The 15,188-nt window shown below is 40.6% G+C and carries 14 protein-coding genes; 12 read left to right on the top strand and 2 right to left on the bottom strand.

Going from position 1 to position 15,188, the window contains the following annotated elements:
• Positions 1-141 precede the first annotated feature (141 nt).
• The 10 genes from IPU53_RS23200 to IPU53_RS23155 all read left to right on the top strand — a co-directional run bounded on the left by IPU53_RS23200 (position 142) and on the right by IPU53_RS23155 (position 9,552).
• Positions 142-852 (top strand): EcsC family protein, encoded by a 711-nt coding sequence (locus IPU53_RS23200; RefSeq protein WP_207453669.1) that lies wholly within the window; start codon positions 142-144, stop codon positions 850-852.
• 29 nt (positions 853-881) lie between these two features.
• A complete protein-coding gene (locus tag IPU53_RS23195) occupies positions 882-1,394 on the top strand; it encodes a GNAT family N-acetyltransferase (RefSeq protein ID WP_207453668.1) in 513 nt (170 codons plus the stop codon).
• A 124-nt stretch (positions 1,395-1,518) separates the two neighbouring features.
• Positions 1,519-3,489 carry a PrsW family glutamic-type intramembrane protease gene (locus IPU53_RS23190; RefSeq protein WP_207453667.1) on the top strand — a complete coding sequence of 657 codons (1,971 nt, stop codon included), beginning with the start codon at positions 1,519-1,521 and terminating at the stop codon, positions 3,487-3,489.
• A 266-nt stretch (positions 3,490-3,755) separates the two neighbouring features.
• Positions 3,756-4,448: a hypothetical protein gene (locus IPU53_RS23185; protein WP_207453666.1), complete on the top strand. Its 693-nt coding sequence runs from the start codon at positions 3,756-3,758 to the stop codon at positions 4,446-4,448.
• A 362-nt stretch (positions 4,449-4,810) separates the two neighbouring features.
• Positions 4,811-5,827, top strand: a complete 1,017-nt coding sequence (locus IPU53_RS23180; protein ID WP_207453665.1) for a glycoside hydrolase family protein — start codon at positions 4,811-4,813, stop codon at positions 5,825-5,827.
• Positions 5,828-5,886: 59 nt separating this feature from the next.
• Positions 5,887-6,723: an aminoglycoside adenylyltransferase domain-containing protein gene (locus IPU53_RS23175; RefSeq protein WP_207453663.1), complete on the top strand. Its 837-nt coding sequence runs from the start codon at positions 5,887-5,889 to the stop codon at positions 6,721-6,723.
• On the top strand, positions 6,716-7,474 hold the full coding sequence (locus IPU53_RS23170; protein ID WP_207453655.1) for a class I SAM-dependent methyltransferase: 759 nt from the start codon (positions 6,716-6,718) through the stop codon (positions 7,472-7,474). The genes IPU53_RS23175 and IPU53_RS23170 overlap by 8 nt, the downstream gene beginning before the upstream one ends.
• A complete protein-coding gene (locus tag IPU53_RS23165; protein WP_207453653.1) occupies positions 7,471-8,079 on the top strand; it encodes an AAA family ATPase in 609 nt (202 codons plus the stop codon). The genes IPU53_RS23170 and IPU53_RS23165 overlap by 4 nt, the downstream gene beginning before the upstream one ends.
• 83 nt (positions 8,080-8,162) lie before the next feature.
• Entirely contained in the window at positions 8,163-9,041 is an 879-nt protein-coding gene (locus IPU53_RS23160) for an aminoglycoside 6-adenylyltransferase (RefSeq protein ID WP_207453694.1), read from the top strand.
• A gap of 115 nt (positions 9,042-9,156) precedes the next feature.
• Positions 9,157-9,552: a VOC family protein gene (locus IPU53_RS23155; RefSeq protein ID WP_207453651.1), complete on the top strand. Its 396-nt coding sequence runs from the start codon at positions 9,157-9,159 to the stop codon at positions 9,550-9,552.
• A 188-nt stretch (positions 9,553-9,740) separates the two neighbouring features.
• Here IPU53_RS23155 and IPU53_RS23150 read toward each other — a convergent pair whose 3' ends face one another.
• The gene (locus tag IPU53_RS23150) at positions 9,741-10,670 is read right to left on the bottom strand and encodes an aminoglycoside phosphotransferase family protein (protein WP_207453650.1); all 930 of its coding nucleotides are present in this window, start codon (positions 10,668-10,670) and stop codon (positions 9,741-9,743) included.
• 114 nt (positions 10,671-10,784) lie between these two features.
• On the opposite strand from IPU53_RS23150, the gene IPU53_RS23145 reads away from it, so the two are divergent.
• Complete coding sequence (locus IPU53_RS23145; RefSeq protein ID WP_207453649.1) at positions 10,785-10,952, top strand: hypothetical protein; 168 nt, start codon at positions 10,785-10,787, stop codon at positions 10,950-10,952.
• A gap of 381 nt (positions 10,953-11,333) precedes the next feature.
• Here the strand turns inward: IPU53_RS23145 and IPU53_RS23140 are convergent, their stop codons facing one another.
• Positions 11,334-12,908 carry a Vga family ABC-F type ribosomal protection protein gene (locus tag IPU53_RS23140; RefSeq protein WP_207453648.1) on the bottom strand — a complete coding sequence of 525 codons (1,575 nt, stop codon included), beginning with the start codon at positions 12,906-12,908 and terminating at the stop codon, positions 11,334-11,336.
• Between the two features lie 549 nt (positions 12,909-13,457).
• Between IPU53_RS23140 and nagZ the strand changes: the two genes are divergently transcribed.
• Positions 13,458-15,116, top strand: coding sequence for a beta-N-acetylhexosaminidase (gene nagZ, locus IPU53_RS23135; protein WP_207453647.1), 1,659 nt, complete (start codon positions 13,458-13,460; stop codon positions 15,114-15,116).
• Positions 15,117-15,188 lie beyond the last annotated feature (72 nt).

Below are 15,188 nucleotides of genomic sequence, written 5' to 3'. Positions count from 1 at the left end.
TTAGTGTTTGAACGCCTAAAATGCTTTAAAGGAAATATGCCCTTCAAGCGAATGAATCCTTTTTTAGAGAAGATCCGTATACTTTGTTATCAGGTCGCACGCATTTTAGTGATTATATGAAAAATAAAGGATGTGTCATTCTTGGCAGAATATGAAGATAAAGTAAGAGATGAACTGGTCTTATGGCAAAGGAAAATTTCAAAACGATCGAGCCTTTTTAATCGAATGTCGAAAACGACGCAAACAAAGATGAATAGCTTGATTCCGGAAAAAGTTCATAATGTGGTCACTGAAAGTATAAAAAATATGGCAAAGGCAACACTTGCTGGGTCTAATGTGACAACGAAAAAAGAAACGTTTATGGAAGTCAATCTTTATGAACAAGACAAAAAGGTAAAGCAAAAGCTTACGACGTATAGAAAAACAGCTGTGGTAGAGGGGGCGGGTACAGGGGCTGGCGGTATTTTACTGGGTTTGGCTGATTTTCCCCTCCTGCTGTCGATTAAAATGAAATTTTTATTTGAGGCAGCTACGATTTATGGGTTTGATACTAATAAATATGAAGAACGGCTATTTATCCTCCATGTCTTCCAGCTAGCATTCTCTAGTGATGAGAAACGAAAGGAAACATTTGAGACGATTAAACATTGGGAGAGCAAGAAGCGGGAACTGCTTGATATGGACTGGCGCGTTTTTCAACAAGAATATCGCGATCATATTGATTTGGTGAAAATGTTTCAATTAATTCCTGGAGTGGGTGCTGTTGTAGGTGCCTATGCGAATTATAATCTCCTTGATCAGCTTGGAGAGACAGCGATGAATGCTTATCGTTTACGCTTATTAGGTAGTTGAAATCAAGATGAAAGAAGAGTGGAACAGTAATGAAAGAACAGCCTATATCGATTCGTCTATTGACTAAAGCTGACTTCAATGTCATCGAAGCGGCTTTTAAAAAGCAAGGGTGGCATAAGCCAGCCTCACAATTTGAACAATATGCTCTGGAGCAGGATAACGGGGAAAGAGTGGTTCTCGTAGCCGAATACGTAAACAAGTTTGCTGGCTATGTCACAATAAAATGGCAATCGACCTATCCACCATTTTTAGAAAAGGGAATTCCAGAAATCGTCGATTTGAATGTGCTAATCCACAATCAAAATAAAGGGATCGCTACTAAGTTGATGGACGAAGCAGAGCGAATTGTCGCGGCTACACATCCCATCATTGGAATTGGTTTTGGACTTATGGAGGATTACGGCGCTGCCCAACGCTTATATATCAGCAGAGGCTACCTGCCAGATGGCCGCGGCATCTCCCAAAACGGAAAACAAATAAAACGTGGGGAACAAGTGCAAGTGAATGACGATTTAGCTTTATATTTAACGAAAGCTTTATAAGGTGCCTGACCCGCCTTAGAGTTTATCGAATTACTGGATTTACAACATTCTACCTATGTTCAATCCTTATCTATTCGTGTAGCATAAAGCCAAAATAGTTGTTTCGTGATAAGGAGGCGGCTACATGTTAGAGATGCTAGGGAATTTTCGTCATGAAATTCGGTCTACTTTAGAAAGAGTCCAAACCGCTTGGCAAACACTGGTTGGTAAGTTTCCGATCATTACCTATCTATATATGATTGTTTCGTGGATCTTTGTTATTGCTTTCATTATTAGTCTCTTTTTCTTGAAAGATTCGCGAACAATGGTGGTCCAGTTCTTATGGTCTTTTTATCTGATCGTGCAGTTCTGGATTCTTTGTCGAAGTAAAACGCTTACCTGGAAGCAATATACTCGTTTTTTCCTTGCGGGTGCTTGGTTTGTCGTTCCATTGACAGCCGTTATTGTTCTTCTCATTACAAAGTTATTTGGCGGGTTGACTTCTGATTTTTGGAGTATGTCTATCTTAACCCCTATTATGGAGGAAGTTTTTAAATTATTGCCGCTAGCTGCATATTTATATTTGTCTAGACGAGCTAGTTCTCTAAGTCTCACAGACTATGCTTTAATTGGAGCGGCAACTGGTGCGGGCTTTCAGCTCATAGAGGAGTTTGCCAGAAGAATTGCAGCAGGCAATATGTATGGATTTACTTTATTTGGCGGGCAAGTCCTTCATTGGGACTTCTTTACCCTTTTTCCCGGCTATATGGAGGAAAGCTTCATCCCAACCCGAATGACAGCTAATCATGCCCTGTTAACAGCAATGATTACCCTTGCCATTGGCTTTGCTATAAGGTTTAGAAAAAAGCTGAAAAACCTTACCTTTATTGTGCCGGGCTTCTGTCTATTTGTTGCTATAGTGGACCATGCCTTGTGGAATGGCAGCTACCAATTTCCAGATTGGATTAGGGCTTTTCATGGGTTATTAGGAAGCGGTTACCAAGCAAAAACCTGGTTTTTGATTATGTTAGGCATTGCTTTAATCATTGATTATGCCGACCTAAATAGAAATAAGGAGCAGATCCCGAGACTGCCGCATGAAAAAGCGATTAACCCTTTCTCTGAAATCTGGAATTTGATCATCGCTTTTTTCAGAAGTCGCCAGCATTATGGGTTTTTGTTGCATTTTTATCGAGAGCGTCGAGAGTTCAACTTGACTCTCCTCTATGGAAACAACGAAGCTAAGGAGACGCGTCTTTCACAATTAACGGAAAATGTTGAAAAATATTATCAAATCATTCTAGCAATTGCTGCGACGCTTTTAGTGATAATGATGTATAGCGGATGGGAATATGTAGCTAGTGGCTACGAGGCCTGTTTCGCCTGTCTATTTGATAGCCTACAAAATTGGTGGGATGGATTATCTGGTTGGGAAAAAGGAGCCATTTTTGCAGGAGCATTCGCTTTGACGGTTCCATTTCTAGGTGTTTGGTCTGCCCTTGTAGCTGTTTCAACTGGAATTGGTCTTGCTGCAAGTGGAAAAGAGATTGCGGATGTGATCCGCCATCCGAAAAAACTCATGAATCCTGAATATATGGCAGCCTCAGTGCTGACGATTGGTATGAGCCGCCTGCCTTTTGGTAAAATTGTTTCCAAGAAAATATTAAAAGCAGGAAAAGGAATTGAACGCTTTGAGCTTACAACGGCTAGTGGCTTGACGTATCGAACATCTATTGGCAGTAAAGGAGAGCTTCTCTCAGTTTTTGCAAAACTCGAAAAGCGCCATTTGGGAAAGGGGACAGATACCAATGCTGCCTCAAGAAAATATGTAAGAAAGCTTGGAAAGTCAACGGATGATGCTGGACATGCGATTGGCAAGAATCTTGGGGGACTTGGCAATAAGTACTCTGGAAATATTTTTCCGCAAAATCTGAGTGTAAACAGGGGATCATTTCGAGAATTTGAGAAATTAATTGCCAAAGAAGTAGCAGCTAATAAAAATGTATTTATCCGGGTTGTCCCTAAATATACGCCCGGTTCGACGAGACCTTTTGAGATTGCCTATCATGTGAGAATTGACGGAGTGATGATTAAGCGGGTTTTCCCAAATCCATAAGGTGATACTTTAATCAGTGGGGTTATATCGACGCACAGGATGTCGCGAACTTAGTCTGCTTCCTTATCCTACACGGATGAGAAGAACAAAGGCAAAATTCTCGACATCCTGTGACCCACCTTCTATTGACTTACGCAAGCAGAAATAGCAAATTTGCTAGTAGCTAGGCGCTGAAGCTAGATTAGGGCAGTTATCCCCGTACAAAGCCTTAAGGTAGGCTATTACTACCCGTTAATGCGGGATAAATGACAAGGAGTTGAAGAAAAATGTCCGGTTATGTTTTAAAAATAGATGAGGCAGAGTCACAGCAAAAAGAAAGCGATCATTCTTTTATTGGTGGTCAGCCTCGACTTCCAGAGGATAGACCAATACCTCATTGTCAATTATGCGGTGCTGAACAAACCCTTTTTTTTCAAGTCGCATTTCCGGAAGGGCATTTATGGGAAGGGTTAACAATGGCTGTTTTTCATTGCACAAGCTGTGCTCATGAGGGGGAGCGTATTCCAGAAATATTGCCAGTTCCTTTAAAAGGGGCCAATATTCCGAAAGGATTTCTTGAGTCCTACCAAAGAAATTTTAAAATTGAAATCTTTGCGACGAAAGAAGGGGTGATTCGAAGAGATTATCAAGAGAACATTCAATTTAAACGTTGGATACTTGAGGCTGTAAACGGAGATCCCGAGGCTAATAAAGTGGGCGGGAAGCCTAATTGGCTTCTGGAAGATGAAGCGCCAGCCACTTATGATGGAAAAGTGCCGATGTTTTTCCTTATGCAATTAATGGAGGATTTTCAGTTTGAACTCGTGGAAGATGCTCCACCGCAAATGCAAATTGGGTTGAGGGGTGACCCTGAGCCTTCTCAGGAACGGTATTATGAGCTTTTTTTAGCCAATCAGCTTTATTTTTTTGGAACGGAAGAAAAATCAGATCCACTAGTTTATGTATTGACACAGATTTAGAGAGGGGTATCCATAGAATACCTCATCGATCAGGAATAATCGTATTCCGAAAGGATACACATTTTCTTGGCGCATGGAAGATGAGGCCGGGACCAAGGAAAAAAGCGAATCACTAGAGGGTATATACCTCCGCTCCGGAAATATACTTCATTTTCCGCGGGATAGTGGCAAGCCTCCTCAGGCTTGGGCTGCTCCCCTAATGTTGGACACTCCATCCAACATTAGGAGGTCTTGCCTAACTCTCAGGAGTCTACGTATATTTCCTCCGCTAAGACCTTGGAGCTTAACTTTTTATTATGTCCCAGCCTTTTTACCATAGTATGGTAAAAAGAAAGAGAAAATTTTGAGAGGAGTTTCATATTTTGGCAAATCCTATTTATCATCGCCTACAACCGGCTCCTGTTCATGGGGGATACAAAGAGAAAGATTATTTTATTTGGTGCGGATCATGTGTAAAAGGGGAAGACGGAAGATATCATTTATTTGCATCGCGTTGGGAAAGAAATCTTGGTTTTGGTGCCAATTGGTTATTTAACTGTGAAGTCGTCCGAGCTTCTAGTGATACCCCGGAAGGTCCTTACCGCTATGAGGAAGTGGTATTGGGACGAAGGGAACGCATCTATTTTGACGGAATGAATCAACATAATCCTTATATACAATATTGGAACGGTACGTATTATCTCTATTATATGGGTACAACATACGGCGGGCCTATCCCAACGCCGGAAAATCCACCGTCCAGTGAACGTGTATTAGAGGTGTGGAATAATAAGCGTATAGGTCTTGCGACAGCAACTTCTGTATTCGGGCCCTGGGAGCGATTGAATACGCCTTTACTGGAACCCCGTCTAGGGAAATGGGATGGTACGGTGACCACTAATCCTGCGGTAACGATTTTGCCTGATGGAACAACCTATATGATCTATAAATCACGAGAATATGCAGGCGCTACCCTTCAATTAGGGGTTGCGATGGCTGATCAGCCTGATGGCCCATTTCGCCGCTTATCAGATGCTCCCATCCTGAACTTCTCAGATCCTGATTTGCATGTAGAAGATCCTTTCTTATGGTATTCCGACAATCGTTTCCATCTGTTGGTCAAGGACGACTTCAAAAATAATTCCAATGGATTAACGGGGGAATGGGGCGCTGGTGTCTATGCAAGTAGCACAGATTGCTTACACTGGGATATCCACAAAGAAAAGGCTTATTCACGAACAGTGAAATGGGATGATGGTACCCAGAAAAAAATGACGAATTTGGAAAGACCTTTTTTATTAATAGAAGATAATGTTCCCACCCATCTATTTGCAGCGACAGGCATCGGGGAAGTGTGGAATTTCGACCATACATGGAATATGGTTATTCCTCTTGCTTAACTAAAGCCCAAGACTGACTTTAGATTTCAAAAAGTTCACTAGATGAAGGAGATGTTGGTTTGCCACAAGTTTGGGGAAATTGTGATAACGATATAAAACAGTATGTGATCGAATTGAATGCAATTTTAAAAAATCATTTAGGAGATACCTTAGTTGGGATCTATCTCCATGGTTCGCTAGCAATGGGGAGCTATTATCGGCCAAAAAGTGATATTGATTTGATCGTTGTGGTTGAGCAAAAACTTCCTGCGACTTTATCTGAAAACGTAGGAATAGCTATTGCCCGCCATGCTGAGAAGCGACCGACCATCGGGAATATTGAACTTAGTGTGATCACCTCCAAGGTCGCGAAGGAGATACCGATCCCAACTCCCTATGAACTTCATTATAGCTCCGATTGGCATGAAACTATTTTACAAAAGAAGGTAGATTATCGTACTGAAAGAATTGATGAGGATTTGCCCACACACCTGATGTATGTTGTGCAACGCGGGATTTGTCTAGGTGGACAATCGATTGAGGGTGTTTTCGGAGAGATAAACTGGAATGATTTTATGGCAGCGGTGCTCGACGATTTAAAATGGATTTTAGAAGATGAGCATATTATCGAGACGCCCTTTTATAGTGTATTGAATATTTGTCGCGTGTTTCAATTGCTAGATGAGAGAGAGGAAATAGTGCATAGCAAGGATGAAGGTGGGGAATGGGGACTTACACATTTTCCAAAAGAATATCATCCCATCATCCAACAAGCAATTGAAGTCTATCGTTCCTCGGATTCTATTGAAGAACAGCAGAGGAAAACGGGTGGATGCGAGTGGGAGCGAGAACAACTACTCGCTTTAAGAGATTATGCCCGTATCCTTATGAAAGAAGGTAAAATACTAGATGTTTAGTCATTATGGCAAGCTTAGTACAGAACTTTATGATCATACAAAACCGTTGGGGCAGTCGATCAATGGCGATATCGACTACTATCTCAATCGATTAAAAAACGTCGATGGAAGAGTATTAGAAGCTGGGGTGGGTTCTGGAAGATGTCTTATCCCATTGTTAGAAAAAGGACTTATAGTAGATGGGATTGATTATTCTCCAGATATGCTACAGTCGTGTCGAAATCGCTGTCAACAACGTGAACTTACTCCTGAATTATACGAAATGCGACTAGAGGATTTTACACTTCCTCATCAGTATCAGGCGATCATTATGCCAACTGGCACCTTTTGTTTGATCGAATCACGTGAAAAGGCAGTTATGGTGCTGGAAAATTTTAAGCAACATTTAGCGAGTGGAGGCCGTATTATCGTAGACTTATTACTTCCTTACGATTTTAAGGAGGGGGCGAGCACAACTGAAGTATTTTCTCTTCCTAATGGTGAAGGTATGACACTAGAAAGTAAATCTGTTCATATAAATTGGGTAGTACAGCGAACAACTACCCTTTTAAAATATGAAAAGTGGAGGGCTGGGCACTTGCTTGCAACAGAATTACAGGAATTACAATTGAGTTGGTATGGAGTTGAAGAATTCACGTTGCTATTAAAAGAGCTAGGCTATCAAAATATCATTTGTTCTTCAAATTATGTACATGGTAGATACCCAACGGATCCGGATGAAATCATTACATTTGAGGCAGAAGTTAGATGATTATTTGGGTGAATGGCACATTTGGTAGTGGGAAAACAACCGCAGCTTATGAATTACAAAGAAGAGTTGAAGAGGCCTTTGTTTATGACCCGGAGAGATTCGGCTATATGCTGATGGCCAATGTGCCAAAAGAGGTTGCAAAGGATGATTTTCAAGATTATTCGTTATGGCGAGAGGCAAATTATCGTTTATTAAAACAGCTAGACCAAGAATACAATGGTGTTTTAATTGTGCCAATGACCTTAACAAATGAGCAATATTTTGACGAGATAATAGGCAGATTAAGAGAAAATGGTGTCATTGTTCAGCACTTTACGTTAAAGGCCTCTAAATCGACGATCAAAAAGCGATTATTAAAACGTTGGGAAGGGGAGAACTCATGGGCCTATCAGCAAGCTGAGGGGCGACTACAAAGTTTGGAAAATAGCCTGTTCAAGGAACATATCCAAACCGATAGTTTATCGATTGAGGAAGTAGTGAAAACAATTGCGAGACTGTCAGGGGTTGAGCTAAAGCCTGATCATCGAAGCCCGTGGAGGAAGAAACTAGATCGCCTAGCTGTGTCGTTAAAGGAAATAGGAATTATCAAGCAAGGAAAGCATTGAAGGTGGTTGCTATACTAACTTTATTTTTTAAAAAAGAGATTTAACCCTTATAGGATAGAATATGAGGTGATTTCATTTTGAAAATGAGAACAGAGAAAGAAATGATGAGTTTAATTGTTGGGACTGCTGAGGAAGATGAGCGCATTCGTGCTGTGGTCATGAATGGTTCGCGAACGAATCCGCGAGCACCGAGGGACTGTTTTCAAGATTATGATATTGTATATGTCGTAAGGGATTTGCCAACTTTTACAAAAAATCATCAATGGATCCAGCAGTTTGGTGAGATCATGATTATGCAAATGCCAGAGGATATGTCTTTGATCCCTCCCGATAATAATGGAGTTTTTGTCTATTTAATGCAATTCACAGATGGGAACAGGATTGATTTAACCTTAGTTCCTGAGGAAAGAGCGGGTGAACTAATCAGTTATGATCATGATAGTTTGAGTATCATCCTACTGGACAAGGATCATTTGCTCAAACCATTCCCTACTGCTAGTGATCGGGATTATTGGGTACAACCACCCACAGCAAAACAGTTTGCTGATTGCTGTAATGAATTTTGGTGGGTGAGTCCCTATGTTGCCAAAGGGCTCTGGCGTGAAGAACTTTCCTATGCAAAAGAAACGATGGATATTCCTGTTAGAAATATGCTTATGAAAATGCTGGAGTGGCAAATTGGTATTGCCACGGAGTTTTCTGTCAGTGCAGGCAAAAGCGGGAAATACTTTAAGCACTATCTTGATGAGCAAACCTGGGAGCAATTTGTCCAAACCTATCCGAATGGAGAGTATGACAATATATGGAAGGCGCTGTTTGTAATGGGAGATTTATTTCGAACATCTGCGCAAAAGGTCGCCGCCCATTTTGACTATCAATATCCAGAGGCAGACGATGCTAGGGTAACAGCCCATTTGCATCATGTTCATTCTTTGCCAAAGGATGCTAAAGCAATGTATTAGCTGGAGAGGGGGAATTCGACCGGTTATATTTGTTCCAATGGTGCTTTTTTGCTTTTTGACATGAAAGCATGAAGGGAGTAATCTGTTCTTATAAAATATAGAAGGCGGTTTTGGTATGAAGCGAATGGTCCCCCATCTAAGGATTAAGAACTGCAAAGAAGCGATCGAATTCTATCAGCAAGTATTTGGTGGAGAAATCAAAAATACACAATTAGGTGACGGAATGGAAATGTTTAAAGGTCATGAAGGGAAGTATATTCATGCAGAGCTTCATATCAATGAAGCATGTGTGCTATATTTTGCTGATGTCTTTGCTGATAAAATAGTGAATGGAAATGCGATTTTGCTTGGACCTGATCTAGATAGTGAAGAGGAAATCACCCAAATATACGAAGCGCTGTCCAAAGAGGGACAGATTCAAATGGCGCTACAGGATACTTTCTGGGGAGCGAAACATGCGATTGTAAAGGATCAATACGGGATCACTTGGGAATTAAATTATTCAAAGTAAAGTTGTTTGCGATTTTCAGATCGCCTTTGTCATAAGAGTAGCTGTCCAAACTTGGACAGCTATTTTATAGAGTGGAGTATAAATACTCCCGTATAGATGTGAAATACTGTCGTATAGCATAAAATACTATCGTATAACACCAAATACTCCCGTATAGCCACGATTTACTCTCGTATAGAAAAATATAATCATTCCTCCAGTAATGCAATCACTCTACTCCGCATATAATCATAGGCATCCTTGTCGTTTTTCTTTGCAAAGAAGCGAAGGCCATCAATCCCTTTAAAGAGCAAATAGCAGCGTAACCTCTCTTCAAAATAAGGAATGTCTTTTCCACTTTCGATCCACGATTTTCTTACTCGCTGTGGAAATTCAAGATGTGGCGCCCAAAAATGCAAACCAGCAAGATCAAACATAAAGTCACCATACATTGCCATTTCCCAATCGACTATGCCTGTCACTCTCTGTCCATCAGAGAGCATATTGCCTAGATGAAAGTCACCATGAACAAGATGTGGTTCAGAAGGAGAATAGTCAGCCAGGGCCATCATTTTGTCAAAGCCTTCCGTAAATAAAGTTTTCTCTAAAAAGCTATCCGTATAGAATCTTGTCCAATTGTGATGGAAACCTTCTTGGGCTGGATCGAAAAAATGAATCAATGTTTCCTGCCAATTCCTTTGGCCAGTTACTTGGTTTGCTGTGATTGTTCCAAAACCAACAGCTGGATCAATTGGAATTTGACTCATATATGTAAAATGAATGGCCAATTGATTTAGAATCGCCTCTACTTTATTTTCTTCATCCCAATCACTTATTGGTTTACCCGCTGCCTTTTCGCTGATAGCATAATACATATCAGGCAGACTTCCAATTTTAACTACCTTTGGAATAGGAAGGGAGGGGGAAGAGTATTTTTCATACATATATTTTGCTTTATCGAACGATTCCCGATCGCTTTTAAAATGAACCACATATTCCTTTTGTAGATGGTTGAAGCTAAATACTCGACTAAGCTCTCCCATCTCAATCGCCGTCACATTGGAAGCTGGTTCTTTAAAAAGATCGTTTAGTTTGCTAGTTGCCTCATAAACATCCATATGTAATTTGAAAGACTGCATTTTAAGGCTCCTCCCATATTAAGTTTTTGTTGCCATTTATAGAGTTTTCATTTAGAATAATAAATAGTTCTTTATTAAGAACGTACGAGATTCTTATAGAAAGAAGGCACATAAATGGATGTAAAAAGAGTTCGTGACTTTCAACAGAAACAAACCTTATCACCCAATCTCTCGAAAAGAGCAGAAGGCGAGCATCAAGATCGTCAGTCTGAAGAGCTTTTGAGAGTTTTACAAAGAATCGAAACTAAATTAGATGTCTTACTTATGCAGAGGCCCAAATGATGATAAAAGGACGAACTCTTTACTTGGACACATTTTTCAGCCCTCTCCAGAAAGTAAACCACTACTTCCTTAATTGTGGTTATTTCTTTGGAGAAAACGAGAAAATATAAACTCGGTAAGAAAGAAGATGGCCAACCCTGATATCAGGATGACAAAAGAGCTTTGAATAAGGGGTGCTCCTTTGAAATTTTCAAAGAAGGCATTAATAAAAAGAATCGAACTCCAAAAAATAAAAGTAATCGTTAAGGCGAAATGGACCGCCTTTAGCTGATAGTTAGGATTTTCTTTGAAAAAGATAAAACAAACCTCCCCTTTAGTGATATCATGCAAGCAATACCCGTGATCAGGTACAAACCACGGATATTGTTCACAGTTACTTTCCTACAATTCCTCTTCCAAATTGCGTTTTTGGTGCAATAATTGTTGGAATTCCTCTTCTAATTCTGGCGAAGGTTCAATACTCAGTCGACTGAGGACATCGGTTATTTTCGTCTCGAGTAAAAGTCGCTTATCCTCTGATGCATCTCGCTCCATTTTTACACTTGCTTGTTTATATTCCTTATAACTTCCATCAAAAACCTGTAATTCCTGCTTTTCAATTGTTAAAATTCGATTGGCAATCGATTCAATGAAACGACGATCATGAGAAACAAAGATAACGGTGCCTGCGTAGCCCTGGAGCAGGGACTCTAGTGCCTCCACAGCTTGGATATCAAGGAAGTTTGTCGGTTCATCCATGATAATAGTATTAATATCACTTACAAAGATTTTGGCAAACGCGACTTTAACACGCTCACCGCCACTTAAAACAGACACGTTTTTATAGACATCCTCACCGAAAAAGTGCAGTCTTGCAAGCACAGTGCGGATAAAACTTTCTTCTTGTGTGGAGGTGGAGCGAACATTTTCCAGAATCGATTGGTCGGGTTGTAAAACATCTAAGTTCTGACTAAAATAGCCAATTTTCACAGCAGGGGAAAAGTATATGCCTTGTTCTTGACGAAGCAATTTCTTGATAAGCGTTGTTTTTCCGCTGCCATTCGGTCCGATAATAGCTAGCTTATCCCCACCCTTTACCTGAAAATGGGCCGGTTGCCAAAGGATTCGCTCTTCGATTTTCCCTAAGACACCCTCTACCCTCAGAATGATCCGGCCTTTAAACGTTTCTTCGTTCGGTAGATTCATTTTAATCGATGGCAATTCCTTCACTTTCTCCACTTTTTCTAATTTTTCTAGGCGGGTCTCAATCGATTTGCCAGCTTGGCGAAGCTTTTTTTGCTTATTAGCGAAATACGGCTTTGCCCCTTTAATCCTTGCATCGGATGCACTTAAGTTTTTCGGAGTTTTTGTAGCACGAGCTGCTTTCTGTTCTTTTAATACGAGTGCCTCCTCTAATTGTTGCTTCTTCCGTTCGTATTGTTCATAAGCGCTCTCTTGTTGCCTTCGTTCTAATTCTTTTTGTGTCACATAATCAGCATAATTTCCTTTGTATTCTTTGATCTGTCCTTCTTCTAATTCCCAAATGGACGTACATAGAGCATCAAGGAACGCTCGGTCATGGGAGACGAGGATGAAGGCTCCTGGCCATCTCTGTAATTGTTTTTCAAGCTTTTCAATATGTTCCGTATCTAAATTGGTAGTCGGTTCATCAGCAAATAAGAGATCTGGCCTCTTGGCCAACGCTTGATTAATATACTCCTGTGTCACTTCACCGCCACTTTTAGTTGTATTCGTCTTTTTTAATTGAGGAAGGAGTTCGCTCCCAGCATAAGAGTCAACTTTTCCGGATTCTGGTTGTTTTTCTTGTGCTAATAGCTCTAATAAGGTTGTTTTTCCGCTTCCATTTGTTCCAACTAAGCCAATCCGATCATTTGCCTGAATTTGCAAATGCTCTGTCTCAATTAATAGGCGATCCTGCACATAATACTTTAGCTCGGTTGCTTCTAGTAACATCATCGAATCATCTCCATAATTTAAAATTAGGAGACAAAAAAGCCCCCTATATCCATCAGAATAGGAGGCATACGGGTAACACAAAAAGAGACATGACTCCCTTTTTGCCCAACAGGTAAAACCAATCCTATTCTGAAAAGATCGTTCGAAGACATGTGAAAGTAAACAGATCAATATCTGTGCTTTACCACGTTTCGTGCGACTGTTTTCAAAAAATAGGATTAGTTTCGCATCTAATTGGGTCACCCTTCCGTTTTTAGTTACTGTCACTGTAGCAGAGGGGGAGGAAAAAGTCAATGCGGTCTTGTCCAAAGTTTTCGCATTCCTGTAAAATAATAGCGTCTATAAATTTAGATAACTGCCGCTTGAAATTAGGTGTAAATTATCCCTCTAAGAGCACTGTGTAAATGATTTGTATCCCATTTAATTCTGCAATTAATCTATACGTATTGTTATTATTTGTGGAGAAAATCTCTGTTCCTACCTCTAGTTTGGTGGAAGTAGTGAACAATAGTATAGTGTAATGACAATGTTTGTAATGGAGTGGTTCAGATGACGAAAAAAGTGCTCATTTGTTTGAGCGTTCTTGTGATAGGGATGGTGGCTTATTTCTTCTGGCGAGGTTGGCAGGAGCAGTCTGCTCCAAGTAGTAAAAAGAATCAAGAGGAATTAATAGCGTCTATTTTTCGCGAGGCCAAACTAGGAAGAGTTCCGGAAGTTCCTTTGGTTGCTGGAGAATCCAGTCTCCAGGAAGTCTATAAGCTGTGGGGAGATGCTGATAAAACCGACACACTTGCTGAAGGGGTATATCAACATTATGACGATCAAGAAATGACGATAGGCTCGCGGACAGATCGGGTGGTGGATATTCGTTCCTATGCCTCTGAACTGGGGGGTATTCATTTAGAAACCATTGAAAAATTAAAAGGTAAACCAGATGATATTCGTTATTATCAAGATGAACATGTTGATCAAATGATCTTAGTGTACAACGTGACGAAGAGTGAACAATTGAAATGGATATTGCCAAAACCGACAGAATCGGAACAAAATCCAGCGGTTGATCATATTTCGCTTTATTCGGATTCGGGCAAAGCACTAAGAGCGCAGAAGAATGTGACCGAGCAACTGAATGATATGAATATACGTGAAAAAATCGGGCAAATGATTTTTGTAGGGCCAGATGGAGCAGAGTTGGATGAGGGGACAAAAGAGCTAATCACGCATCACCAAGTTGGCGGCTTTATCTTCTTTTCGGAAAGTCTGCAAACTTCGGAGCAAATGCTCACGTTATTAAATGACATAAAGAAAGAAAACACGCAGAATCCCTTTCCGCTTTTCCTAGGGGTGGACCAGGAAGGTGGGCAGGTTTCCAGGTTCCCTGATGATATCTTGTCTCTGCCAACGAATGAAGAGATTGGGATGTTGAACAATCCAACCTTTTCCTATCAAGTGGGGCAGGTGCTTGGAGAACAACTTAAGGCATTTGGGTTTAATCTTGATTTCGCTCCTGTGCTCGATGTTAACAGTAATCCAGATAATCCTGTGATTAATGATCGTTCATTTGGGCCCGACCCACAGCTTGTGAGTAGGTTAGGGATTGAAACAATGAAAGGAATTCAATCACAGCAAATTATGTCTGTGATCAAGCATTTTCCTGGACATGGGGATACGGCCGTTGATTCTCATTTAGAGCTTCCTATCATTGAGAAATCTGTTAAAGAAATGGAGAAGTTGGAGCTCATCCCGTTTCAAAAGGCAATCGATGAGGGGGCTGATATGGTGATGGTCGCCCATATTTTAATTCCAGAAATAGATCCTGCGTATCCATCCTCCATGTCAGAAAAGGTGATCACCAACTTATTGAGAGACCAACTTCATTTTACCGGTGTTGTTGTGACTGATGATATGACGATGAAGGCGATCACGAATCAATATGAGATGGGGGAAGCAGCCGTCCAATCTGTTAAGGCGGGAAGTGATGTGATCTTAATTGCCCACGAATATGACAAGGCGAAAGAAGCGATCGAGGCACTTGTTCATGTAGTAGAAACGGGTGAATTGAGTGAAAAGAGAATCGATGAAAGTGTACGTAGAATTTTAGAATTAAAAAGGAAATACGCCATTCAAGACCAACCCGTTGAAAAGGTAGATGTACAGAAATTAAATAAAGCGATGGAAGAACTGCTGCAGGAATATACGGAAGAATAAAGAAGCTGGGACATAACTAAAATGTTAAGCAAAGACGAACAATGCATTACTTTAGCGGAGGAAATATACGTA

The organism is Bacillus sp. SD088, assembly GCF_017355205.1.
Taxonomy (GTDB): domain Bacteria; phylum Bacillota; class Bacilli; order Bacillales; family Bacillaceae_C; genus Lederbergia.
The sequence above is the reverse complement of the archived record's forward strand: the minus strand, read 5'-3'. Positions and strand labels throughout refer to the sequence as shown.

Excerpts from the sequence above, each read along its gene's own strand:
- IPU53_RS23195 (WP_207453668.1), top strand. The coding sequence starts at position 882 with ATGAAAGAACAGCCTATATCGATTCGTCTATTGACTAAAGCTGACTTC.
- IPU53_RS23190 (WP_207453667.1), top strand. The coding sequence starts at position 1,519 with ATGTTAGAGATGCTAGGGAATTTTCGTCATGAAATTCGGTCTACTTTA.
- IPU53_RS23185 (WP_207453666.1), top strand. The coding sequence starts at position 3,756 with ATGTCCGGTTATGTTTTAAAAATAGATGAGGCAGAGTCACAGCAAAAA.
- IPU53_RS23170 (WP_207453655.1), top strand. The coding sequence starts at position 6,716 with ATGTTTAGTCATTATGGCAAGCTTAGTACAGAACTTTATGATCATACA.
- IPU53_RS23165 (WP_207453653.1), top strand. The coding sequence starts at position 7,471 with ATGATTATTTGGGTGAATGGCACATTTGGTAGTGGGAAAACAACCGCA.
- IPU53_RS23160 (WP_207453694.1), top strand. The coding sequence starts at position 8,163 with ATGAGAACAGAGAAAGAAATGATGAGTTTAATTGTTGGGACTGCTGAG.
- IPU53_RS23155 (WP_207453651.1), top strand. The coding sequence starts at position 9,157 with ATGAAGCGAATGGTCCCCCATCTAAGGATTAAGAACTGCAAAGAAGCG.
- IPU53_RS23150 (WP_207453650.1), bottom strand. The coding sequence starts at position 10,670 with ATGCAGTCTTTCAAATTACATATGGATGTTTATGAGGCAACTAGCAAA.
- IPU53_RS23145 (WP_207453649.1), top strand. The coding sequence starts at position 10,785 with ATGGATGTAAAAAGAGTTCGTGACTTTCAACAGAAACAAACCTTATCA.
- IPU53_RS23140 (WP_207453648.1), bottom strand. The coding sequence starts at position 12,908 with ATGATGTTACTAGAAGCAACCGAGCTAAAGTATTATGTGCAGGATCGC.
- nagZ (WP_207453647.1), top strand. The coding sequence starts at position 13,458 with ATGACGAAAAAAGTGCTCATTTGTTTGAGCGTTCTTGTGATAGGGATG.